The organism is Nocardia sp. NPDC052254, from assembly GCF_040679495.1.
GTDB lineage: Bacteria > Actinomycetota > Actinomycetes > Mycobacteriales > Mycobacteriaceae > Nocardia.
In genome coordinates this window covers 1-22,875 of the sequence record NZ_JBFAUW010000022.1, presented here as the reverse complement: position 1 = coordinate 22,875, position 22,875 = coordinate 1, and the positions used below count along the sequence as shown (strand labels likewise).

The following is a 22,875-nucleotide window of genomic DNA, read 5'->3' as shown; positions in this document are numbered from 1 at the left end:
GGGACGCATGCCTCATACCAACCCGATCAGTGCCTGGAAGTCTCTCCGTGAGGGTAACGACCGGTTCGTCAACGGCACCCTGCAGCATCCCGGTCAGGGCGCCGCGGACCGCGCCAAACTCGTCACCGGCCAGCATCCCCGAGCGATCCTGTTCGGGTGCGGTGACTCCCGGGTGGCCGCGGAGATCATCTTCGACCAGGGCCTCGGCGATATGTTCGTGGTCCGCACCGCCGGTCACGTCGTCGACGAATCCGTCCTCGGCTCGATCGAATACGGCGTCGAGATCCTCAACGTGCCGCTGATCGTGGTGCTCGGACACGACAGCTGTGGCGCGGTCCGTGCCACCATCGATGCGCTGGACGACGGCAATGTGCCGGGCGGATTCATCCGCAGCGTGGTCGAGCGGGTCACTCCGTCCATCCTCACGGGTCGCCGCGATGGCCTCAGCGAGGTCGACGAACTCGAGGCCCGGCACGTGCAGGAGACCGCGCGGCTGCTGACCCAGCGTTCGAAGATCGTGTCCGATCGGGTGGAGTCCGGACGCTGCGCCATCGCGTGCGTGAACTACAAGCTCGCGGACGGCCGCGCCCAGTTGCACCAGGTCATCGGCGATATCGGCGAAACGGTCTGAGCCCCAGTCCTTCCCGCCCAGGCGACCGCGCCGCTCACGAACATCGTCGTGAGCGGCGCGAAATGTACCCGGCGTCACCGCCGATTCGGCGCCGACACGCCGCGTACCTGAAGGGGACGGCCCGATCGTGGACTTACCGTTGTTTCCGTGCTGGAACCCAATGGACCGCTCCCGCCGGAGATCTACTGGCGTCGCCGCCTGCTCGCCATCGGCGCGCTGATCGTCGCGCTCGCCCTGGTCATCTGGCTGGCGATGTTGTTGCTGCGCGGTGGCGGGGGCGACAAGGATCCCAAGGCGGCCGCGGCCGCCTCCACCTCGGCAGCGGCCACCGGCACCTCCGGTCCCAGCAGTGCGAAACCCTCCCCGTCCGGGCCCCCCGCCTCGGGCACGGTCAACTCCACCGCGAACGGGACCCCCGCACAATGCCCGGATCAGTCCATCGCGCTGAAGTCGAATGTCGGACAGCCCACCTACAAGACGGGTGAGCAGCCGGTGTTCACCGTCGTCATCACCAATATCTCCACCGCCGCCTGCACCCGCGACATGGGGTCGGGACTGCAGCAGGTGTGGGTGCAATCGCTGGACGGGCAGCGTCGGCTGTGGTCGAGCACCGACTGCGACGAGGGCGGTCCGGCCGATGTGCGCACCCTCAACGGCGGGCAGCAGGCCGCGTTCACCCTGACCTGGTCGGCCACCACCTCGCAGCCGGGGTGCGCCGGTGATCGGGTTCCGGTGCCGGCCGGTGGTTATGCCGTGGTGGCGCAGTTCGGTTCGGTACGCAGCGCGCCCGAGACGTTCAATATCGCCTGATCCGGTTCACACCGTGCCGGGTTCCGCGCGCCGGGCCAGACCCTCCCGGATCTGGCGAGCGAGTTCGGTATCGATACCACTCACCACCTCGATTTCCGCGGCGCTCGCCGACACCAGCCCCGACAGCGAACCGAATGCGGCGATCACCGGTTCGGCCCGCAGCAGCGGCACTCGCGGGATCTCGGCGAGCACCCGGTATCCCCGCGGTCCGACCGCGGCGTCGAGCGCGTCGAGGGTGGCCGGAAACCCCAGCGGCGGTGCGAGATTGGTCAGCTCCAGCAGATCGACCTCGAGCAGGTTGTCGAGACCGGCCAGGGCACGGTCGAGTTCCGCGTTCCCGGCCGGTTCACCGCACAGATAGTCGCGCACCAGCAATCGGCGCAGCATATCGGTGTTGCCGACCAGTTCGGCCAGCTGCAACGCCAGTTGCCGCCCGTCCACACCGAGTTCGTCCACATCGGAACCGATCTCCCTGGCCACCCGCCGCACCAGTTCCAGACAGTGCACCACCGCGAGTACATCGCGCAGGGTGGCGCAGTCGTTCAGCTCGACCAGTGACAGCTGCCGGGTGGTCTCGTCCAGGCGGGAGCGATATCGCTCGAGGGTCGCCATCGCCTGATTGGCGCGCGCCAGAATCGTCTCGGAGGCCTGGATCAGATGCCGGGTGCCGGCGAGGTACACCGTGACGATGCCGGTCGAACGGCTCACCGACACCACCGGAAATCCGGTCTGCGCCGCGGTCCGCTCGGCGGCCTTGTGCCGGGTACCCGATTCGGCGGTCGGCAGGGAATGATCGGGAACCAGATGCACATTGGCGCGTCGGATCCGGGTGCCGTCGGTCGAGAGCACCACGGCGCCATCCATTTTCGACAGTTCCCGCAGCCGGGTCGGCGAGAAGTCCACATCGAGCTCGAAGCCGCCGTCGCAGATCCGTTCCAGGCGTTCGTCGTGACCGAGCACGATCAGGCCGCCGGTACGCGCGCGCAGGATCCGGTCGATACCGTCGCGCAGTTCGGTCCCCGGTACCAGCCGCGCGATGGTGGCGGCCGGGTCCGGTTCCTCGGCGGCACCGGCCTCCGCCGGGGCGGTCGACCGCGCGCGCGGTACGGGCCGACCGAGCAGGTGGGTCACCCAACGACCTGGGATCATTCCGCCTCCTGCGTTCTGCGGGACACCCGCACCCGGTCGGCCTCGCAAGCAGCTGCGCAAGTGTCGCTCACGATGCCTCCACATGCTCGCGTCGTCGCTTGGACAAACCACTCGAGGCAAGTGCCGCACGTACATTCGCGACCTCGTGCACCTTCATGGTGATACCGGACAGATCGGTACCCGGCGGTACCAACGCCTCCGTGAAACCTAGCCGCTCGGCCTCGCGCAGCCGACGCCCGACCCCGGTGACGCGCCGGACTTCACCGGCCAAGCCGACCTCACCGAGCACCACCATGCCGGCACGCAGCGGAATGTCACGTTCGGAACCGGCTATCGCGACGGCCACCGCCAGATCGGCGGCGGGTTCGGTCAGTCGCATACCGCCGACCGTCGCGGCGTAGACGTCGTGCTTGCCGAGATACACCCCGCAGCGGCTCTGCAGCACCGCCAGCACCATCGACACCCGGTTGTAGTCCAGCCCGCTGACCGCGCGGCGCGGCGCGGGCACCTGCGTGGCGACGGTCAGTCCCTGCACCTCGCCCAGCAGCGGGCGCTTACCGTCCATCGCGACCGTGATCGCGGTACCCGCCACCTGATCGGCCCGGTGGTGCAGGAACAGCCCGGACGGATCGCTGACTCCGGCGATCCCGTCGTCGTGCAGTTCGAAACAGCCCACCTCGTCGGCACTGCCGAAGCGGTTCTTGATACCGCGCACCATGCGCAGAGTGGAGTGCTTGTCGCCCTCGAACTGCAGCACCACGTCCACCAGATGTTCGAGGGTGCGCGGCCCGGCGACGTTGCCGTCCTTGGTGACGTGCCCGACCAGCAGCACCGCGATACCGCTGGCCTTGGCCAGTGAGGTCAGCGCGGCGGTGACGGCCCGGACCTGGGTCACCCCGCCGATCACACCGTCGGCGTCGGCGGCCAGCATGGTCTGCACCGAATCGACGACCAGCAGCGTCGGCTGGACCTGGTCGATATGGCCGAGAATCGTGGCGAGATCGGATTCCGCTGCGAGATAGACCCTTTCGTGCACCGCCCCGGTGCGGTCGGCCCGCAGCCGGACCTGCCCGGCCGATTCCTCGGCGGTGACATAGAGCGCCCGTTCCTCGCGCTGCCGCGCCCACCGGTGGGCGACCTCGAGCAGCAGTGTCGATTTACCGACACCGGGCTCACCTGACAGCAGCACCACCGAACCGGGCACCACGCCCCCGCCCAGTACCCGATCCAATTCGGCGACACCGGTGGGCCGGGCCCGGGTGACCTTCGAATCGATGGTGGAGATGGGTGCGGCGGCTGTGGAGGGAAGCAGTGCGCGCCGACCGGCGGCACCCGATGCGGAACTCGATCGCGAGGCAGCGGACACCGCCACCTCGTCGACGGTCCCCCACTCACTGCACCCCGGGCATCGCCCCACCCACTTGGCAACCTCGTTACCGCAGGACGAACACCGGTAGAGCGATTTCACCTTGGCCACGTGCGCAGCCTAGCCAGCCCCGGCGACAGGACCGATATCCCCGACACCGAAACCACGGGCAGCGGGGTCGGCCCCGGCTCTCAGTGCCCCTTGTGCTCGGCGACGGTGGCCGACTCGTGACGCGGGGTGTCCGGGCCGGCGTCGACGGGCACCTGCACGGCGACGGTGCCGGCGTCCTTGAAGTTGAAGGTCACACCGTAGGTCAGACCCGCCACGACATCCTTGGTGAGGCCGGTGACCTCGACCAGGATCGGGTGCGCGTCGGGGTCGGCCGGCTGATCGGCGGTACCCGCGCCCTCTTCGTTCGCGGTGGCGCCGTGCTCCGGAGCGGAGGTCGGCGCGGCACTCGAGGTCGGCGCGGAGCCGGCCGTGGCGGCGGGACCGGCGGCGACCACGGTCTGCCCCGGCGCCAGCTGCGGCTTCTCGGGGGTGATCTTCACCTGGCCGAGATCGCTGGTGACGCTGACCAGCTCGTCGGCACGAGCGGAGCCCTGGTTGATCACGCTGAACGCGATCACGGCCTTACCGCCCTTGGCGTTGGTGTATTCCTCGGACTGCGGCAGCAGGATGCGCACATCGCGCAGCGCCATGTTCCCGATGGTGGCGGCATTCCCGTTCACCGCGGCCACCTGATGCGCGGTCTGCGAGATCTGACCGGCGCCGCATCCGGACAACGCCAGGGCCGCACCGGTGGCCAGCGCGGCAACGGCGAGGGCGCGCCGCGACACCTTGGTCGCATTCGACGCTGTGGTGGCTTTCAGGGCAGTCACGGGTTGTCCTCCATGTCGACCGGCTCACTCCACGATGGAGAGTAGTAGTAGGCAGCGTAGTAGTTCGCAGGGTGGTCGGTGCGGACCGGTCCGGTGTAGTGTCACGCCGCGGCCCATGAGCCCCCGTGAGCTCTGTATCCCCTTCTGCCGCAACGAGATGCACACGCATCGCGATCTGTCAAGCCCCACCGTCGGCCTGTTGTGGCCCTGACCTGCGCCGTTGATCGCGGCGTTATCGAGTCGCATGTTAAACTGTGAACATCGAAAGGGGCACGGGACACATGATTTTTAAGGTCGGAGACACCGTCGTTTACCCCCACCACGGAGCGGCGCTGATCGAAGCAATCGAGACTCGCACCATAAAGGGTGTGCAGAAAGAGTATCTGGTCCTGAAGGTCGCACAAGGCGATCTCACCGTTCGGGTTCCCGCAGAGAACGCAGAATATGTCGGCGTCCGCGACGTCGTCGGCCAGGAAGGCCTCGACAAAGTCTTCCAGGTACTGCGCGCTCCGCACACGGAGGAACCGACGAACTGGTCTCGGCGGTACAAGGCCAACCTTGAGAAGCTCGCCTCCGGCGATGTGAACAAGGTGGCCGAGGTCGTCCGTGACCTGTGGCGTCGGGAGCAGGACCGCGGCCTGTCCGCCGGCGAGAAGCGGATGCTGGCCAAGGCCCGTCAGATTCTGGTCGGTGAACTCGCACTCGCCGAGGGCACCGATGACGTCAAGGCCGAGACCCTGCTCGACGAGGTTCTCGCCGCGGCTTCCTGACCGCAGTCTTGACGCTCGACGCCTCTCGTCGCGTTGTGGCATTGGTTCCTGCCGCCGGTCGTGGCGTTCGCCTGGGTGAGTCCACACCCAAGGCATTCGTCCCGGTCGGCGGCAGTCCCATGCTCGCGCGCGCAGTAGACGGCCTGATCGCGTCCGGGGTCGTGGACCGCATCGTGATCATGGCGCCCATCGAGATGATCGATGCGGCGCGACAACTGCTGACCGCTCATGCCCCCGCGGTCGGCTCGTTACCGGTCGATGTGGTGGCCGGTGGTGCCGAGCGCACCGATTCGGTGCGCGCCGGAATGGCCGCCGCCCCCGAGGCCACCCACTTCCTCGTGCACGACGCGGCCCGCGCCCTGACGCCACCGGCGCTGATCGCCCGTGTCACCGCCGAGCTCACCGCCGGCCGCCACGCGGTCGTCCCGGGCATCGCCGTGGCCGACACCATCAAGTCGGTGAGCGCGGCCGGTGATGTGACCGGGACTCCCGACCGCGCCGGCCTGCGCGCGATCCAGACCCCGCAGGGTTTCGACGCGGAGCTGCTGCGCGCGGCCTACGCCGTGGATCTCCCGGTCACCGACGATGCGGGGCTGGTCGAGGCCTTCGGCGCGACCGTCCGTGTGATTCCCGGCGACCCGCTGGCGTTCAAGATCACCGATCAACTCGATCTGCGACTGGCGAACGCCCTGGTCGCCGAGTCGGCGGCCGATGAGAAGGCCGCATCGGCCCAGGTGGTGCCCCGATGACCGATCTCACCGCGCTGCGCACCGGCATCGGCAGCGACGTCCATCCGATCGAAGCCGGTCGGCCGTGCTGGATGGCCGGGCTGCTGTTCGACGGTGACGACGGCTGCGCCGGCCACTCCGACGGCGATGTGGCCGCACACGCCCTCTGCGACGCGCTGCTCTCGGCGGCCTGCCTCGGCGATGTCGGCGCGGTGTTCGGCACCGGCCGTCCCGAATGGGAGGGCGTCTCGGGTGCCGCGATGCTCACCGAGGTGCGCCGACTGCTGGAGGCCGCCGGATATCGCATCGTGAACGCGGCCGTGCAGGTCATCGGTAATCGGCCGAAGATCGGGCCGCGGCGGCCGGAGGCACAGAAGGTGCTGGGCGAATTGCTCGACGCACCGGTATCGGTCTCCGGAACCACCTCCGACGGCCTGGGATTGACCGGCCGCGGCGAGGGCATCGCGGCCGTCGCCACCGCATTACTGCTGCACGACGGCCGATGTAGCACTTCGTAAGCACATCGAGTGCGGCCGCGAATCCGGGCAGCCCGATTCACGGATCCGCGCACCGATACTGCGGCGCGCGGATCCAACCGATATCGAATCCGCTCCGGATATCGCGCACTGAAATCCACTTCGTGAAAACCCCTCCGGACCCGCGGTCCCGCACATTCGATGCACCGTGGACGATAGGAGGGGCCCGATCGTTCCGTTTCTCAACAAGCCTTAGGATGGCTGGTCGTGACTCTGCGCCTGTTCGACACCGAGACGCGGACCCTGCGGGATTTCACCCCGCTGGTCCCCGGACACGCCTCGGTGTATCTGTGTGGCGCCACTGTGCAGGGCGAACCACATATCGGGCACGTCCGCAGCGGCGTCGCCTTCGACGTACTGCGCCGCTGGCTCACCGCGAACGGCTACGACGTGGCCTTCGTGCGAAATGTCACCGATATCGACGACAAGATCCTCACCAAGGCGGCCGCGGCCGGCCGGCCGTGGTGGGAGTGGGCCGCGACCCACGAGCGCGCGTTCGATCGCGCCTACGAGGCATTGGGCGTGCTGCCGCCGTCGGTGGAACCGCGCGCGACCGGGCACATCACCCAGATGGTCGATCTGATGGCGCGGCTCATCGACCGTGGCCACGCGTATGCGGCCGACGGCAATGTGTATTTCGACGTCCGCAGTTATCCGGCCTACGGCGAGTTGTCCGGCCACCGGATCGACGATGTGCAACAGGGCGAGAGCGCTGGTGTGGGTAAACGCGATCCGCGCGATTTCACGCTGTGGAAAGCGGCCAAACCCGGTGAGCCGACCTGGCCGTCCCCCTGGGGCCCGGGTCGTCCTGGCTGGCATCTGGAATGCTCGGCGATGGCCGAGTTCTACCTCGGCTCGGAATTCGATATCCATTGCGGCGGTATGGATCTGGTATTTCCGCACCACGAGAACGAAATCGCCCAATCACGCGCCGCAGGTGATGGATTCGCCCGTTATTGGCTGCACAACGGCTGGGTGACACTCGGCGGGGAAAAGATGTCGAAATCACTCGGCAACACCCTCTCGGTGCCGAATATGCTCACCCGGGTCCGCGCCGTGGAATTGCGGTTCTATTTGGGCAGCGCGCATTACGCCTCGATGCTCGAATATTCGGATCAGGCACTGAGCGACGCCGCGCAGACCTATCAGCGGCTCGAGGCCTTCGTGCAGCGCACCGTCGAGCGGGTCGGCGAGATCACGGTCGGCAAATGGACCGACACCTTCGCCGAGGCACTCGACGACAATCTCGCGATTCCCAAGGCACTGGCGGAAATTCACCGCGTCGTCCACGAGGGCAACCGGGCACTGGAAGCCGGTGAGAGCGAAGCGGCCCGCGAGGCCGCCGGGCAGGTGCGGGCGATGCTCGCGATCCTGGGCGTCGATCCGCTGGATACGCACTGGGCGGCGCCGTCGGATTCCTCGGCGGCCGAATCAGCACTCGACGTGCTGGTTCGTGCCGAACTCGAGCGCCGCCAGCAGGCGCGCAGCGATAAGGACTGGGCCACCGCCGATGCCGTACGCGACCGGCTCGGCGCGGCGGGCATCGATGTGGTCGACACCGCCGGCGGCTCGGACTGGTCGCTGGCCAAATAGATGACCGAGCAAATGAATGAATGACCGAGCGAAGCCTGCTGATCGGGTGCGGGTGTCGCAACCCCCACGAAAGGCACACTGATGGCAGGAAATTCGCAGCGACGAGGCGCAATCCGCAAGGGCGGCACCAAGAAGGGCCAGACGGTCGGCAGCGGCGGTCAGCGCCGTCGCGGGCTGGAGGGACGCGGCGCCACCCCGCCCGCCTCGGCGCGCAAGTACCACCCCGCGGCCAAGCGGGCCGCCGCGGCGGCGAAGGCCGCCAAGTCCACGCAGGGCTCCGGTCGTCCCCGGCCCGGCACCCGTAAGAGCGACGACGGTCCCGAACTGGTGCTCGGCCGCAATCCGGTGGTGGAATGCCTGCGCGCCGAGGTTCCCGCCACCGCGCTGTATGTCGCGCTCGGCACCGAGAACGACGACCGGCTCAGCGAGTCGGTGCAGCGCGCCGCCGATGCCGGCATCTCCATCCTGGAGGTTTCCCGCGTCGATCTGGACCGGATGAGCACCAACGGGCTGCATCAGGGGATGGCTCTGCAGGTGCCGCCCTACCGTTACGTCCACCCCGACGATCTGCTCGACTCCGCTCGCGCCTCCGGAACGGCACCGCTGCTGGTGGCACTGGACAACATCTCCGACCCACGCAATCTGGGCGCGGTGATCCGCTCGGTGGCCGCGTTCGGCGGCCACGGCGTGGTGATCCCGCAGCGGCGCAGCGCCAGCGTCACCGCGGTGGCGTGGCGTACCAGCGCCGGTGCGGCGGCCCGCCTCCCGGTGGCGCGCGCCACCAATCTCACTCGCACACTGAAGGATTGGGCCAAGACCGGCGTGCAGGTCGTGGGCCTCGATGCGGGCGGCGACATGGTCCTCGACGAATTCGACGGCACCACACCGACAGTCGTGGTCGTCGGCTCGGAAGGTAAAGGCCTGTCCCGTCTGGTCCGCGAGACCTGCGACAGCGTCCTGAGCATTCCGATGGCCGGGCCCGTCGAATCCCTCAACGCCTCGGTGGCCGCGGGCGTGGTCCTCGCCGACATCGCCCGCCAGCGGCGGTGATGCGGGCGGCGCGGCCGAAACTACCGTGACACCGCGCTTTTCGGCACATCTGACGTAAAATCGGGCGAGTGGCCATGTACCAGCCCGATTACTGGGATTCCCTGCCCGAGCCGCCGACCGGCAATCCGGTCGAACATCCGCATGCCACGACCATCCTGCTGGTCGGTGTGCTGAGCCTGCTCTGCTGTGGCGCACTGGGTCCGGTTGCCTGGGTGATGGGCAAGCGGGCGCTCGATCAGATCGAGATGTCGGGAGGCACGATCGGCGGCCGGTCCCAGGTCCTGGTCGGCTATGTGCTCGGCATCGTCGGCACGGTGATGATGGTGCTGGTCGCCGGCATCTTCCTGCTGATGCTGATCAGCGGAAGCTGAGGGCCGCGCCTAACCCTGCTCGGAGCCGCTGACATCCAGTCCGGGGTGTTGCCCCGGCGACAACTCGCCCGTCGGCCACTCCGCGCTGATACTGCCTGACCACTTCGGGGCACGGCGGTCGCGGAATGCGGCCATCCCCTCGGCGGCGTCGGCGCTGTTACCCACGATGCCGTGCAGGTCGGTCTCCAGACGGCCGACCGCCTCCGGGGTCATTCCCAGCCCTTCCCACAGCAGCCGCTTGGACAGCGCGGTGGGCAGCGGCGCCGATCCGGCGGCCAGGTCGTGGGCGACGGCCAGAGCGGTCGGCAGCACCTCGCCGGCGGGCATGCTGTTGTTGGCCACACCCATCTGCCGGGCCTCGTCACCGTCGAACGTCCTGCCGGTGAGCATGATGTCGGCGGCATTGGCCATACCCGCCAGCCGCGGCAGCGTCCAGTGGGCGTATCCGTCGGCCATCACGCCACGCCGGACCTGATTGAGCCCATAGACCGCATCGGCGGCCATGTAGCGCAGATCGCACTGTAGGGCCAGCGCCAACCCGATGCCCACCGCGTGGCCGTTGACGGCCGCGATCACCGGCTTGCGAATCTGCCACGGCGGCGGATCGATCGTGGCGCTGACATCGCCGACCCGGCTGGACAGATCCGCGCCCGCGCAGAAGGCGGGCGGGGTCCCGGTGATCACCACCGCGCGAATCGAGTCCTCGGTGTCGCACCGCCGCAGCGCCGTCCCGAGGGCCTCGGCCATCCCGGGGGTCATGGCGTTCTGCTGAGCGGGGCGATTGAGCGTGAGAACCGCGACTCCGGCGGAGACATCGACCTGCAGTTCCGAACTCATGCGGCACATTCCTAGGTTCTGGGCAATCTTTCCCGCCCACCATACTGGGGCCGGAGACACCACGATCGGATGCGGGGCCATCCCGCCGAGGCTCGCGGAGGACACCGCTGGGTCGGCCCGCCGATTCCGATCGAATGCCTTTCCGATCCGCCCGCGAGTCCCCGGAGCCTGCCACACCACGTTGCGCACCGGGTTCGAACTCGACGTCGACAACGCGCCGCCGAGCAGCGGGGCGAGCCGACCTTCATCGGGGGAGTTCTGGCAGCCCGGTTCGGCGATCACGTCACAGCGAACCCGAACCTCCCGGAACACACTCCACCGCCGCCCGTTCCGGTGCCGAATCTCGGACTGCTCCCCCGCTACCGCCGTGGGAGCCGGGACCGTTGCCGCACCTCGGTGGCATCCGGACCGCCTGGTAGGCCGGTCCGCTAGCGCAGAACCTGGCGGCCGATCGCCCACTTGTGGACTTCGGTGGGCCCGTCGTAGAGGCGGAAGGCGCGCATATCGCGGAAGATCATCTCGACCACGGTCTCGTCACTGATGCCGATACCGCCCAGCACCTGCACGCACCGGTCGGCGACCTTGAAAAGCTCTTCGGACACATAGGATTTCGCCATCGAGCTCTCATGTCGGGCCTTGTGGCCCTGGTCCATGAGCCAGCAGGCGTGCCAGATGGTCAGGCGACACTGGTGCAGGGCGATCTCATTGTCGGCCAGCATGAACGACACACCCTCGTGCTCACCGATCGGCTTGCCGAAAGCGGTGCGGGTCTTGGCGTGCTCGACGGCGATGCTCTGGGCCCGCTCGGCGGCTCCGAGCCAGCGCATGCAGTGCGTGAGCCGGGCGGGGGCCAGCCGCAACTGGGCGTAACGCAGCGCCTGACCGCTCTCGCCGAGCAGCGACTCCTTCGGCAGCACCAGATTCTCGAAACGCACCACGCCGTGGCCACCGACGTAATTGCGGTCCATGGTGTTCATGGTCCGTTCGATGACGATGCCCGGCGTATCGCCCTCGGTGAGGAACAGCGTCGGGCCTTCCGGTAGATGCGGGTTCGCTTCGAGTTTGGCCATGACGATCCAGGTCTTGGCGCCGTCGGCCCCGGTGATCAGCCATTTACGGCCATTGATCGTGAAGTTCTCACCGTCGAAGGTGGCGGTGGTGGCGAGCTGACCGGGGTCGGATCCGGCGCCGCCGGGTTCGGTCATCGCGAAGACCGAGCGCTGGTGCCCGTTGATCACCGGCATCAGGAAGCGATCGGTCTGCTCCGGATTCGCGACCTTGGACAGCAGGAACATGTTGCCCTCGTCGGGGGCGGCGCAGTTCATCGCGACCGGGCCGAGGGTGGACCAGCCGGCAGCCTCGTACAGCACGGCCTGCTCGACATGGGTGAGCCCGCGCCCGCCCAATTCCTCGGGGGCCTGGATGGTGAGCAGCTTCTCGGCACGGGCCAGTTCGACCAGTTCCTGGCGCAACTCGTCGTTCGGGCCGTGCGCGGTCAGGCGTGGGTCGCGCTCGAAGGCAACGATCGTGTCGGTGACGAACCGGCGAATCCGATCGCGTTCGGCGGCGAGGTCGGCAGGTATCGAGAAGTTAATCATCATTCACCTTTGTTCGGGGCCTGAGAGGAGCATACGTCGAGCCCGGGACGAGACTGACGACAACCGCCCGCAATACCCGCGATACCGAGACCGCCGACCGCGGCGCACGCGCTACCCCGAGCCGCCACCCGCCGCAGAACCGGCGATTTCGTGCAGAAACCGCTCGACTTCGGCGCGATAGACCACCGGCTGATCATCGTGGACCAGATGCCCGGCAGCGTCGACGACCAGATGACGCACATCCGGCCGCGCGCCCGCCATCTTCTTCATCTGACCCGCCGGAGTGATCGTGAATTCGCCCTCGATCAGCAGTGTGGGGACCCGCACCGCACGCCATTGCGCCCAGAAATCGCGGGTGCCCCACTCCTCGGAGATATCGCGGAAGGTGTCGACCGATCCGTGCAGCCGGTAACCGTCGGATCCGAGAACGAACGAGTGGAGGAAGTAGTGACCGGCGACCGGGCCGAAGAAGTCGAGTACCGCCTCGGCATCCGGAAACGGCTGGGGCCAGGCGGCGATCATCTCCGCCCAGTGCTGCGCGGTACGCCCCCGGAAATCCGGCGCCATATCCTCGACCACCAGCGCACGCACCCGCTCGGGATGGGCGGCGGCGAACATCCAGCCGTGCAGCCCGCCCATCGAATGACCGATCACGATCATGGGTTCGGTTATTTCCGCGGTGGCCGCGGCGAGATCGGCCACGAAGTCCTCGGTGGTCGGCCGTGCCGGAGCCGGGCGACCGTGCCCGGCGGCGTCGAAGGTGTACACATGGCCGTGCTCGCGCAACCACGGCACGTGCTCCGCCCAGGTCCGCGCGCTACCCATCAGACCGTGCAGTAACAGAATCGGCACCCCGGTGCCGCCCTCGTCGTACAACATCGGCTCCGACGATACGTGCCGGACGCGACGATCAGGCAGTACCGACGCCGGCCGACAGGAAGCCCGCCCGGGTCAGGCCCGCTGCCGCCTTCGCCTCTGCCCCATTAGCCTGGGCTCATGGCTGTTGTGAAGATCAATGCGATCGAGGTTCCCGAGGGAGCCGGACCCGAACTCGAGAAACGGTTCGCCAATCGTGCCCACGCGGTGGAGAATTCGCCCGGTTTCCTGGGCTTCCAGTTGCTGCGCCCGGTCGCCGGTGACAATCGTTATTTCGTTGTGACGCAGTGGGATTCGGAAGAGTCCTTCGCGGCATGGCGGGACGGACCGGCCAAAGAGGCACACGCGGGCCAGGCGCGCCAGCCCGTCGCCACCGGTGCGTCGCTGCTCGAGTTCGAGGTCGTACTCGACGTAGCGGGCAAGTCCGCCGACTGACGTCACCGGCGGCCGGTCTCGTCACGAGACCGGCCGCCGGTAGCGGACTTCAGTTCTCGAGTGCGGCGTCGAGTTCGATGGTGTCGACGCCCGCGAGCGCCTTGCTGATCGGGCAGCCGGCCTTGGCGCCCTGTGCCGCCTGGTCGAACGCCGCCGCATCGATGCCCGCGACCCGGCCACGCACCGTCAGCACGATCTTGGAGATCCGGAAGCCTCCGGCCGGATCCGGCCCGAGCGTCACATCGGCATTGACATCGAGGCTCTCGATCGTGCCACCGGCGGCACCGATCTGGCCGGACAGCGCCATCGCGTAGCAGGAGGAATGCGCGGCCGCGATCAGCTCCTCGGGGCTGGTGGCGCCCTCGGCGGTGTCGGCGGTGCGCTTGGGGAACGAGACGTCGAATTTTCCGACGCCGGAGCTCGCCAGTTCGACCTGTCCGGAGCCGTCCTGCAGGCCGCCGGTCCACGCGGTCCGTGCACTACGTGTGGGCATCGTTGTCCTTTCATGGGGTGATGGGGTTTCCGTCGTCTCGAACCTACTCCGCCCCCGCGAGCGGTCAGGCCATATCCCGGCGGACCAGCAAAGTGATTGCGCCGAGGGCGAATACGACGATGTAGCCGACCAGAACGGCGAACGACGCGGGGCGCGACAGGATGTCGAGTACACCGGGCGAGGCCGAACCACCCACCGCACGCATGGCACCTGCAAGTGAACCCGCCGCGGTGCCCGGGAGATGGTCGGTGACGGCGCGGATCGGCGAGAAGATCGCGGCGACGCCGCGCAACAGATTCTCCACGACCAGCACCCACACCAGTCCCAGGCCGACCGCCAGCGCCGGCCCGCGCGCGAGCGCCGCGATCAGCGCACCGGCCAGCGTCCACATCCCCAGAATCACGACACCGGTGCCGAGTCCGAGCGCGGCACGCCCGACTGTGGGCAGCGACAGCGACTGATGTTCGACCGCACCGATCACGGCGGCCACCCCGGTATCGACCACGAATGCCGTGACGACCAGCGCCACCACCACCGTGACCAGGGCCAGCACGGTGCCGCCGACCACCGCCGTACGAGAGGGCCCCTGGGTGAACACCGTCTTCCAGCTGCCCCAGCCATATCCGCTGCCCACCACCAGCGCGCCGAGCGCCAGCATGAGCGCACCGCCGAACATGGCCATGCCCTGGGTGAAGACCTCCGGCACCGCGGCCGGCAGCATCAGCTGCAGCAGCACCTCGCGAGGCCGGCCGTTCGACATCCGGGACCCGCTACCCGAGGTGTAGGCCAGATAGTTGAATAGATAGGCGAAGACGAGATTCAGCACGATCCAGGTGCCGAGCACGATCCAGAACGCCGGCCACTTTCGCAGACGGGCGAATTCCGCTCGAGCACAGGCGATCACATCGGCGGTCATATCGGATTCTCCTGCTTCGTCATCTCGAAGAACACCTCTTCCAGCGATCTCTCGTCGATCCGCAGCTCGAGCAGATTCGCGTCGGACTCGATCACCGCACGTGCCACCGCGGGCGCCGTTGCCCTCCCGGCATCGACTCTGATGCCGGCGGCGGTCAGCATCGCGGCGTGATCGCCCACCACCCGGCGCACCGCCGGATAGGCCTTCTCCATCGGTTCGGCACGCACCAGAATTGTTGCCGCACCGCGTAATTCGCTGACCGTCGATTCGGTGAGCAGCCGCCCACCGGAGATGACGCCGACCCGATCGCATATTTCCTGCACTTCGCCGAGCAGATGCGAGGAGAGCACGACGGTGTGCCCGTCGGCGGCCAAACCCGTGATCAGTTCCCGCATTTCGGACATGCCGGCCGGATCCAGGCCGTTGGTCGGTTCATCGAGGATGAGCAGATCGGGCCTGCCCAGCAGGGCCGCGCCGACTCCCAAGCGCTGTTTCATGCCGAGCGAATAGGTGCGGAAGCGATCCTCGGCCCGGTCGGCCAGCCCGACCCGCGCCAGCACGTCCTCCACCTCCGCGAACCGGTCACGTCGCCCGGAACCGACGGTGCGCCCGGACGCGATCCGGCGATAGCGGGCCAGCACCCGCAGGTTGTCCCGGCCGGACAGATAGGGATAGAAGCCCGGGCCTTCGATCAGGACGCCGATGCGGCGCAGTGCCTCCGGTTCACCCGGATGCCGGCCCAGCACCGTCGCGGTCCCGGAAGTCGGCGAGATCAGGCCGACCAGCATCCGCAGCGTAGTGGTCTTACCCGCGCCGTTCGGCCCGAGGAAGCCGTAGATCTCGCCACGCCGGACGGTCATCGCGACCGCGTCGACCGCGGTGTGGTCGCCGTACCGCTTGGTGAGCTCGGCGGTGCGCACGACATCGCCGGCACCCACCGGCACGCTCGAAACAGTCCGGACGCCGACTGCCACATCGGTCCGCGCGGCAGCTGACGCATCGGTTCCGGCACCCACCGGTGCGATCACAGACGCCCGCGCTGCGTTGTCCGAGGACCCGGATGATTCGGCCGGTCGCGGCGAATCGGGGGCCGAGCCGCCACGGGCTCGAGCGACGGCGGCCGCCGAACCGCCCATCGGATCGGTCGTCCGACCGGAGTTCCGGTGGTAGTCGGCGTCGGAATCCCCGCCGGGGTCCGGGTTCCTCCGCGGTGGGGCCGGTGCCGGTGGCACACCCTGGTTCCCGGAATTCGATCTGTTCATATCTCGACCATCCGCTACGACCAGCGCCGATACATCCGCCGCCGGGCCCGGTCCGCCGTACGTATCCGGACGTAATTCGCCGTGCGGACCCTCCCGGCGGCCCATCCAGCGGGTTACCGTTCGACTGTGGAGTCGAGCAGGTGGCCCTCCGGCCGGGATGTGGTGCTGGCGGTGTTCGTCGCCGGTATCCAGGTGGGTGCCGGGCACGCGGCCAATGCGCATCAGACCGGCGTGCGCCCGCTGGACGGAATCGGCTACGCCCTGCTGGTGGCGGGACCGGCGTTCCTGCTGCTGCGGCACCGCTACCCGCGCCCGGTATTCGTCGCCGTCCTCGCGATCACCGCCGGCTATCTGCTGGCCGGCTACGGCTACGGGCCGATCTTCGTCTCGCTGATCATCGCCTTCCTCACCGCCGCGGCCCGAGGATCACGCTGGTACACCTATCCCCTGGTCCCGCTGGGTTATCTGCTCATGGTGTGGCCGGGGCCGGCGCTGCGCGGGCACGACACCGGCGGCTGGCCGGTCATCGGCATCCTGGCCTGGCTGATGGTGCTGATCGCGATCGCCGAGGGGATCCGGCAGCGGCACTCGGTACGTACTGCCCGGCGCCAGCGCATCGAGGCGGCACGCCGCAACGAGGCGGCTGAACGCGCTCGCGAGCTGGCCGAACGCGAACAGCGCGCGGCCGAGGAGCGGCTCGCCATCGCCCGTGAACTGCACGATGTCCTCGCGCACAGCCTGTCGCTGATCAATGTGCAGTCCTCGGTCGCATTGGAGTTGCTCGACCGGAAGCCCGAGCAGGCCTCGACTGCCTTGTCGGCCATCAAGGAAGTGAGCCGGGACGCGCTGGGTGAGGTACACAGCCTGTTGCGGTCCATTCGCGCGGGGGCGGAAACCGTTGTGGCACCGACGAGTCCCGCGGTCGGAATCTCGGATCTGGAATCATTGCTCGCACCCACCCGCGCCGCGGGGACCGTCGTACACACCGATATCTCGGGTTCGCCCCGGCGATTGCCCGTGGTGGTCGACGTGGCCGCGGCCAGGATCGTGCAGGAGTCGCTCACGAATGTGCTCCGCCACGCACCGGGCGCGGAAGCGACTGTCGCCGTCGCCTATTCACCGGGCGACCTGTGCATAACTGTGGACAACGATCGCCCGCGGAATTCTGCACAGTCATCCACAACCGCCGGGGGAAACGGGATTCCGGGGATGAGCGAACGCGCCCACGCACTGGGAGGCGAAGTATCCGCGCAACCGCGCGCGGACGGCGGGTTCAGGGTCGAGGCACGGCTCCCGATTCCGACGAGCGCACCGGTCCATGACCGCGGACACAACGGCGCCAATCTGCCGTCGGCCCCACCGGATCGAAACAACGAGGGCGGCACCGGTGAGCAGACGCCTCATCCCCGGCCTTCGGAGCCACCGGAGCGAGAATGACCGGCGGCAGGGCAGGTCGACCGGTGCGTACGTGCTGGTCCGGCGGCGATAGGACAGCACCGCTCGCCGCGGGAATCGATTCGGCGCCGGACGCGTCCGTGCCAACCGAATATTCTGCTGTGCAGGAGGTTTCGTGAACGAGATCCGTGTTCTGGTCGCAGACGACCAAGCGCTCGTGCGCGCCGGTTTCGTCGCATTACTGGATGCTCAGGACGGTATCGGGGTTGTCGGAGAGGCCGACAACGGTGAGCAGGCCCTGCGGATGACGCGGGACCTGCATCCGGATGTGGTCCTGATGGATATTCGGATGCCCATACTCGACGGACTGGCCGCCACCCGCGAGATCGCCGCCGATCCCGCGCTCACCGACGTGAAGGTGGTGGTGCTGACCACCTTCGAACTCGACGAGTACGTCTTCGAGGCGATGCGCTGCGGCGCAACGGGCTTCCTGGTCAAACACACCGAGCCCGCGGATCTGGTGAAGGCGGTCCGGGTGGTGGCCGGGGGCGATGCGTTACTGTCCCCCAGCGTCACCCGCCGTCTGGTCACCGAATTCGCCACCCACGCCAAACCCGCGCCGGTGGCGCCCCTCGGTGAGCTCACCGAGCGCGAGCGCGAGGTGATGACCCTGGTCGCCGAAGGCCTCACCAATGCCGAGATCGGGAAGCGCCTGTTCATGAGCCCCGCGACCGCTCGGACCCACGTGAGCCGAATACTGTTGAAACTGAATGCTCGCGACCGCACCCAGTTGGTGGTGATGGCTTACGAGTCCGGACTCGTCCGGCCCGGCTGGCAGTAGCCCGAGCCGACACTACTCACCCGGATTCGACTGCTGCCGTTCGGAATCGGTGAATCCGCCACTACGCGCGGCAGATGGATCGGCTTGCAGCCGCGCCGAATACGCTGCCGCCGCGCCGAATACACCCGCCACACCGGCGGGCGCGGCCGCGTAGGTGATCGATTGACTCGGCGCGAAACCCATGCTCGAGCCGATCTGCACCGCATCCATGTTGGCGCCGAGAAACAGGAAATCCCAGCTGTAGACCTCTTGCTGCTGAGTGATCAGCGACCGGACCGCAGCATGGGTCCATTCCCGGCTGGAATTCTCGTGCCCGTCGGTGAGTACCACGACGATGACCGTGCCCGGCCGCTCGGATTCGGGCCGCGCCGCCAGTTCGGAACCCACATCGGTGACCAGTTTGCCGAGGGCGTCGTAGAGTGCCGTGCCGCCGCGCGGATGTAGTTCCGGCGCCGGGATGCGGTCGATCGGCACATTCGAGTACAGGCACTCGTATTCCGTGTCGAACTGCGCGAACGTCACCTGGATCTGCTTCGGCACCGTGCGCTGTTCCTCGAAATAGGCGGCCAGGCCGCCCTCGGTATCAGCCTTGATCGACTGCATGGAACCCGAACGGTCCAGCAGCACCGCGATCAGTGTCGAATCCGGATTGGTCATCTCCGCTCCCCCTGTCGAATATCCCGAACGCCCTCCACCGTACGCCGCCGCACCGACACCTCCGGCCGGGCGAACTGTGGCCGCGCGCCGATACGTAGGGCCCGGGGCCACCACCGGTACCGGTCACCACGGCCGGACCCCGAATGCTCACCGCCGCAGCCGGATTCTCCGACATCATCCTCACCTCGGTCCCACCGAAGGCGATGTCACGCAACCGTTTTCCGTCCTCGAACACCTCCGCTGAGCCATCGCCGCTATCCGGCGAGCCCCCGCCGGATAGCGGCCACGACCGCCACATCCTCACCGGCCGGCCGGTCGAGTTCGAACTCTTCACGCAGCTCGAGCGGCGGCTGTGCCATGGACTTCGGATTCGTGCCCCGATGCGCCTGGGCGGCGTGTACCAGGAAGGGATGGGAAAGCGGATCGGGAAGGTCCCCAGCCCACCGCGCGGCACCCACCGCTCACGAATCCCTCGAGCTGTGCCTCGGTCAGCACCCGGTCACCGTCCTCTCGTCGGGTTCTCCCGAGGATGGTGTATCCGCGCCGCCGTGCGCCACCGGATTTCCCGTCGGTGGGCCCGGAAAAGCCGGAGTGCCGGCCACCCCGCGTGGGGTGGCCGGCACTCTCGGTCCGATTCGGACTACTTACTCGCCCGAGGCCTCCGCCGTGGTCTCACCGGCTCCGGCCAACGCGGCCACCGGCTCCTCCTCCGCCTTGGCGGGCTTGGCCCGACCGGCGAAGGTGAACTTGGCGTCCTCGCCGGCGCCTTCGCCGTCCCAGCCCTCGACATCGACCGAGACGATCTGACCGGGGCCCAGCTCGCCGAAGAGAATCTTCTCCGACAGCTGATCCTCGATCTCGCGCTGGATGGTCCGACGCAGCGGCCGCGCACCCAGCACCGGATCGAAACCACGCTTGGCCAGCAGGCTCTTGGCCTGGTCGCTCAGCTCGATCTCCATGTCCTTGTTGCGCAGCTGGTTGGCCACGCGACCGATCATCAGATCGACCATCTCCACGATCTGCTCGGTGTTGAGCTGGTGGAAGACGATCACATCGTCGATACGGTTGAGGAACTCGGGCCGGAAGTGCTTCTTCAGCTCGTCGTTGACCTTGAGCTTCATCCGCTCGTAGTTCGAGCCCTCGTTGTTCGACTGCGCGAAGCCCAGACCCACGGCCTTGGAAATATCGGATGTCCCCAAATTCGAGGTGAAGATCAGCACGGTGTTCTTGAAGTCGACCGTACGACCCTGACCGTCGGTGAGCCGGCCATCCTCCAGGACCTGCAACAGGGTGTTGTAGATCTCCTGGTGCGCCTTTTCGATCTCGTCGAACAGAACCACCGAGAACGGCTTGCGGCGCACCTTCTCGGTGAGCTGGCCGCCCTCTTCGTAGCCCACATAGCCCGGAGGGGCACCGAACAGACGCGAGGCGGTGAAGCGGTCGTGGAACTCGCCCATGTCGATCTGGATGAGCGCGTCGTCCTCGCCGAACAGGAAGTTCGCCAGCGCCTTGGACAGCTCGGTCTTACCCACACCGGACGGACCGGCGAAGATGAACGAGCCCGAGGGGCGCTTGGGATCCTTCAGACCGGCGCGAGTGCGACGGATGGCCTTGGAAACGGCCTTGACCGCATCCTCCTGGCCGATGATCCGCTTGTGCAGCTCGTCCTCCATGCGGAGCAGACGGGTGGTCTCCTCCTCGGTGAGCTTGAACACCGGAATACCGGTCCAGTTGGCCAGCACCTCCGCGATCTGCTCGTCGTCGACCTCGGCCACGACATCCAGATCACCGGAACGCCACTGCTTCTCGCGCTCGGCACGCTTGGCGACGAGCTGCTTCTCCTTGTCACGCAGCCGCGCGGCCTTCTCGAAGTCCTGCGCGTCGATGGCGCTTTCCTTCTCCCGGCGGGCATCGGCGATCTTGTCGTCGAATTCGCGCAGGTCCGGCGGAGCGGTCATCCGGCGGATACGCATCCGGGCGCCGGCCTCGTCGATCAGGTCGATCGCCTTGTCCGGCAGGAACCGGTCGTTGATGTAGCGGTCGGCCAGTGTCGCCGCCGCCACCAGCGCACCGTCGGTGATGGACACCCGGTGATGCGCCTCGTAGCGGTCGCGCAGACCCTTGAGGATGTTGATGGTGTGCTCGACCGTCGGCTCACCCACCTGCACCGGCTGGAAACGACGCTCCAGCGCGGCATCCTTCTCGATGTACTTGCGGTACTCGTCGAGCGTGGTGGCGCCGATGGTCTGCAGCTCACCGCGGGCCAGCTTCGGCTTCAGGATCGAGGCAGCGTCGATCGCGCCCTCAGCTGCGCCGGCGCCCACCAAGGTGTGCAGCTCGTCGATGAACAGGATGATGTCACCGCGGGTGTTGATCTCCTTGAGCACCTTCTTCAGGCGCTCCTCGAAATCACCGCGGTAGCGGCTGCCTGCGACCAGGGAACCCAGGTCCAGGGTGTAGAGCTGCTTGTCCTTCAGCGTCTCCGGCACCTCGCCGTTGACGATGGCCTGCGCGAGCCCCTCGACGACGGCGGTCTTACCGACGCCGGGCTCACCGATCAGGACCGGGTTGTTCTTGGTGCGGCGGCTCAGCACCTGCATGACTCGTTCGATCTCTTTCGAACGGCCGATGACAGGGTCGAGTTTGCCTTCCAGCGCCGCCTGGGTCAGATTGCGGCCGAACTGGTCGAGCACCAGCGAGGTGGACGGGGTGCCGGACTCGCCACGCGAACCGGGCTCGACCGACTCCTTGCTGCCCTGGTAGCCCGACAGCAGCTGGATGACCTGCTGACGCACTCGATTGAGGTCGGCACCCAGCTTCACCAGAACCTGGGCCGCGACGCCTTCGCCCTCGCGGATCAGGCCCAGCAGAATGTGCTCGGTACCGATGTAGTTGTGGCCGAGCTGCAGCGCCTCGCGCAGACTCAGCTCCAGCACCTTCTTGGCCCGGGGGGTGAAGGGAATGTGCCCGGACGGCGCCTGCTGGCCCTGCCCGATGATCTCCTCCACCTGGCTGCGCACACCCTCGAGCGAAATCCCCAGCGACTCCAGGGACTTCGCCGCGACACCCTCACCCTCGTGGATCAGGCCCAGCAGGATGTGCTCGGTGCCGATGTAGTTGTGGTTGAGCATCCGAGCCTCTTCTTGGGCCAGGACAACGACCCGCCGCGCGCGGTCGGTGAACCTCTCGAACATCGCTCCCTCACTCTCCTGCTCCGCTATCTACGGCATCCGGCGCTGCTGTGTTTCGTGCTTCACACCTGTGGCGCCAGCCTGCCATGAAGCCCTGGGGTTGCATCCCCCGCCTCTACTCTAGTTGGCGGGGGTTACGGCCGTCGTCTGTCCACCCTATTGCGAACCGGCGACAACACGACTCATTCAGTCATAACGGAACTGAGCGCAGAAGGTTTCCCGAACGACTACGCCGACAGCGAACGGGGTGGAGGTGGTGCCGGTCCGGGGTTCGCAGCGGCGGGTCGTCGTGGGCGCCCGGGTGGGCAGTGCCGCGAGGTGGGGTGCACTGCTTGGGGAGCACTGCCCACACAGGTATTAGCTGTGTTTTCTGCCTCCGCTTCGCTCCGGCGGGGTTGGCGGCCCCTGAGTCTCGCCGTTCGGGTACCGCTGCTTGCTCCACGGTGCCCGCGATTCGGCCGCGCAGATCACCGCGTTCATCGATCGTGG

23 protein-coding genes are annotated in these 22,875 nt (G+C 67.7%); 11 read left to right on the top strand and 12 right to left on the bottom strand.

Going from position 1 to position 22,875, the window contains the following annotated elements:
• The first annotated feature begins 7 nt into the window (after positions 1 to 7).
• Entirely contained in the window at positions 8 to 631 is a 624-nt protein-coding gene (locus AB0L57_RS30985) for a carbonic anhydrase (RefSeq protein ID WP_364969789.1), read from the top strand.
• Positions 632 to 778: 147 nt separating this feature from the next.
• A complete protein-coding gene (locus tag AB0L57_RS30980; protein WP_364969786.1) occupies positions 779 to 1,441 on the top strand; it encodes a hypothetical protein in 663 nt (220 codons plus the stop codon).
• A gap of 6 nt (positions 1,442 to 1,447) precedes the next feature.
• On the opposite strand, the gene disA is transcribed toward AB0L57_RS30980, so the two are convergent.
• The 3 genes from disA to AB0L57_RS30965 all read right to left on the bottom strand — a co-directional run bounded on the left by disA (position 1,448) and on the right by AB0L57_RS30965 (position 4,837).
• Positions 1,448 to 2,590: a DNA integrity scanning diadenylate cyclase DisA gene (disA, locus tag AB0L57_RS30975; RefSeq protein ID WP_364969783.1), complete on the bottom strand. Its 1,143-nt coding sequence runs from the start codon at positions 2,588 to 2,590 to the stop codon at positions 1,448 to 1,450.
• A 67-nt stretch (positions 2,591 to 2,657) separates the two neighbouring features.
• On the bottom strand, positions 2,658 to 4,067 hold the full coding sequence (gene radA, locus AB0L57_RS30970) for a DNA repair protein RadA (RefSeq protein WP_364969780.1): 1,410 nt from the start codon (positions 4,065 to 4,067) through the stop codon (positions 2,658 to 2,660).
• 80 nt (positions 4,068 to 4,147) lie between these two features.
• Positions 4,148 to 4,837: a hypothetical protein gene (locus AB0L57_RS30965; RefSeq protein WP_364969777.1), complete on the bottom strand. Its 690-nt coding sequence runs from the start codon at positions 4,835 to 4,837 to the stop codon at positions 4,148 to 4,150.
• Between the two features lie 281 nt (positions 4,838 to 5,118).
• On the opposite strand from AB0L57_RS30965, the gene carD reads away from it, so the two are divergent.
• From carD to AB0L57_RS30935, 6 genes are all read left to right on the top strand, one after another.
• Entirely contained in the window at positions 5,119 to 5,607 is a 489-nt protein-coding gene (gene carD / locus AB0L57_RS30960) for an RNA polymerase-binding transcription factor CarD (protein WP_025346809.1), read from the top strand.
• Between the two features lie 8 nt (positions 5,608 to 5,615).
• Positions 5,616 to 6,356 carry a 2-C-methyl-D-erythritol 4-phosphate cytidylyltransferase gene (ispD, locus tag AB0L57_RS30955; protein WP_364969774.1) on the top strand — a complete coding sequence of 247 codons (741 nt, stop codon included), beginning with the start codon at positions 5,616 to 5,618 and terminating at the stop codon, positions 6,354 to 6,356.
• Between the two features lie 14 nt (positions 6,357 to 6,370).
• Positions 6,371 to 6,853, top strand: a complete 483-nt coding sequence (gene ispF, locus AB0L57_RS30950) for a 2-C-methyl-D-erythritol 2,4-cyclodiphosphate synthase (protein ID WP_364969933.1) — start codon at positions 6,371 to 6,373, stop codon at positions 6,851 to 6,853.
• Between the two features lie 225 nt (positions 6,854 to 7,078).
• Positions 7,079 to 8,464 carry a cysteine--tRNA ligase gene (gene cysS, locus AB0L57_RS30945; RefSeq protein ID WP_364969771.1) on the top strand — a complete coding sequence of 462 codons (1,386 nt, stop codon included), beginning with the start codon at positions 7,079 to 7,081 and terminating at the stop codon, positions 8,462 to 8,464.
• Positions 8,465 to 8,545: 81 nt separating this feature from the next.
• Positions 8,546 to 9,514, top strand: a complete 969-nt coding sequence (rlmB, locus tag AB0L57_RS30940) for a 23S rRNA (guanosine(2251)-2'-O)-methyltransferase RlmB (protein WP_364969768.1) — start codon at positions 8,546 to 8,548, stop codon at positions 9,512 to 9,514.
• A 74-nt stretch (positions 9,515 to 9,588) separates the two neighbouring features.
• A complete protein-coding gene (locus AB0L57_RS30935; protein ID WP_364969930.1) occupies positions 9,589 to 9,885 on the top strand; it encodes a DUF4190 domain-containing protein in 297 nt (98 codons plus the stop codon).
• 9 nt (positions 9,886 to 9,894) lie between these two features.
• Here AB0L57_RS30935 and AB0L57_RS30930 read toward each other — a convergent pair whose 3' ends face one another.
• The 3 genes from AB0L57_RS30930 to AB0L57_RS30920 all read right to left on the bottom strand — a co-directional run bounded on the left by AB0L57_RS30930 (position 9,895) and on the right by AB0L57_RS30920 (position 13,199).
• Positions 9,895 to 10,722, bottom strand: a complete 828-nt coding sequence (locus tag AB0L57_RS30930) for an enoyl-CoA hydratase/isomerase family protein (protein ID WP_364969765.1) — start codon at positions 10,720 to 10,722, stop codon at positions 9,895 to 9,897.
• 428 nt (positions 10,723 to 11,150) lie between these two features.
• On the bottom strand, positions 11,151 to 12,320 hold the full coding sequence (locus tag AB0L57_RS30925) for an acyl-CoA dehydrogenase family protein (RefSeq protein ID WP_364969763.1): 1,170 nt from the start codon (positions 12,318 to 12,320) through the stop codon (positions 11,151 to 11,153).
• Between the two features lie 111 nt (positions 12,321 to 12,431).
• The gene (locus AB0L57_RS30920; RefSeq protein WP_364969761.1) at positions 12,432 to 13,199 is read right to left on the bottom strand and encodes an alpha/beta hydrolase; all 768 of its coding nucleotides are present in this window, start codon (positions 13,197 to 13,199) and stop codon (positions 12,432 to 12,434) included.
• A 117-nt stretch (positions 13,200 to 13,316) separates the two neighbouring features.
• Between AB0L57_RS30920 and mhuD the strand changes: the two genes are divergently transcribed.
• Entirely contained in the window at positions 13,317 to 13,631 is a 315-nt protein-coding gene (mhuD, locus tag AB0L57_RS30915; protein ID WP_364969758.1) for a mycobilin-forming heme oxygenase MhuD, read from the top strand.
• 49 nt (positions 13,632 to 13,680) lie between these two features.
• Here mhuD and AB0L57_RS30910 read toward each other — a convergent pair whose 3' ends face one another.
• The 3 genes from AB0L57_RS30910 to AB0L57_RS30900 all read right to left on the bottom strand — a co-directional run bounded on the left by AB0L57_RS30910 (position 13,681) and on the right by AB0L57_RS30900 (position 15,984).
• A complete protein-coding gene (locus tag AB0L57_RS30910; RefSeq protein WP_364969755.1) occupies positions 13,681 to 14,124 on the bottom strand; it encodes an OsmC family peroxiredoxin in 444 nt (147 codons plus the stop codon).
• A gap of 64 nt (positions 14,125 to 14,188) precedes the next feature.
• On the bottom strand, positions 14,189 to 15,040 hold the full coding sequence (locus AB0L57_RS30905) for an ABC transporter permease subunit (protein ID WP_364969752.1): 852 nt from the start codon (positions 15,038 to 15,040) through the stop codon (positions 14,189 to 14,191).
• Complete coding sequence (locus AB0L57_RS30900; protein ID WP_364969750.1) at positions 15,037 to 15,984, bottom strand: ABC transporter ATP-binding protein; 948 nt, start codon at positions 15,982 to 15,984, stop codon at positions 15,037 to 15,039. The genes AB0L57_RS30905 and AB0L57_RS30900 overlap by 4 nt, the downstream gene beginning before the upstream one ends.
• A 444-nt stretch (positions 15,985 to 16,428) precedes the next feature.
• On the opposite strand from AB0L57_RS30900, the gene AB0L57_RS30895 reads away from it, so the two are divergent.
• Positions 16,429 to 17,739: a sensor histidine kinase gene (locus AB0L57_RS30895; protein WP_364969748.1), complete on the top strand. Its 1,311-nt coding sequence runs from the start codon at positions 16,429 to 16,431 to the stop codon at positions 17,737 to 17,739.
• A gap of 133 nt (positions 17,740 to 17,872) precedes the next feature.
• Complete coding sequence (locus tag AB0L57_RS30890; protein WP_364969746.1) at positions 17,873 to 18,538, top strand: response regulator transcription factor; 666 nt, start codon at positions 17,873 to 17,875, stop codon at positions 18,536 to 18,538.
• A gap of 12 nt (positions 18,539 to 18,550) precedes the next feature.
• On the opposite strand, the gene AB0L57_RS30885 is transcribed toward AB0L57_RS30890, so the two are convergent.
• The 3 genes from AB0L57_RS30885 to AB0L57_RS30875 form a co-directional block, all read right to left on the bottom strand.
• Complete coding sequence (locus AB0L57_RS30885; RefSeq protein ID WP_364969744.1) at positions 18,551 to 19,195, bottom strand: vWA domain-containing protein; 645 nt, start codon at positions 19,193 to 19,195, stop codon at positions 18,551 to 18,553.
• 254 nt (positions 19,196 to 19,449) lie between these two features.
• Positions 19,450 to 19,653, bottom strand: a complete 204-nt coding sequence (locus tag AB0L57_RS30880; protein WP_364969741.1) for a hypothetical protein — start codon at positions 19,651 to 19,653, stop codon at positions 19,450 to 19,452.
• 186 nt (positions 19,654 to 19,839) lie between these two features.
• Positions 19,840 to 22,389, bottom strand: coding sequence for an ATP-dependent Clp protease ATP-binding subunit (locus AB0L57_RS30875; protein ID WP_364969738.1), 2,550 nt, complete (start codon positions 22,387 to 22,389; stop codon positions 19,840 to 19,842).
• Between the last annotated feature and the right edge of the window lie 486 nt (positions 22,390 to 22,875).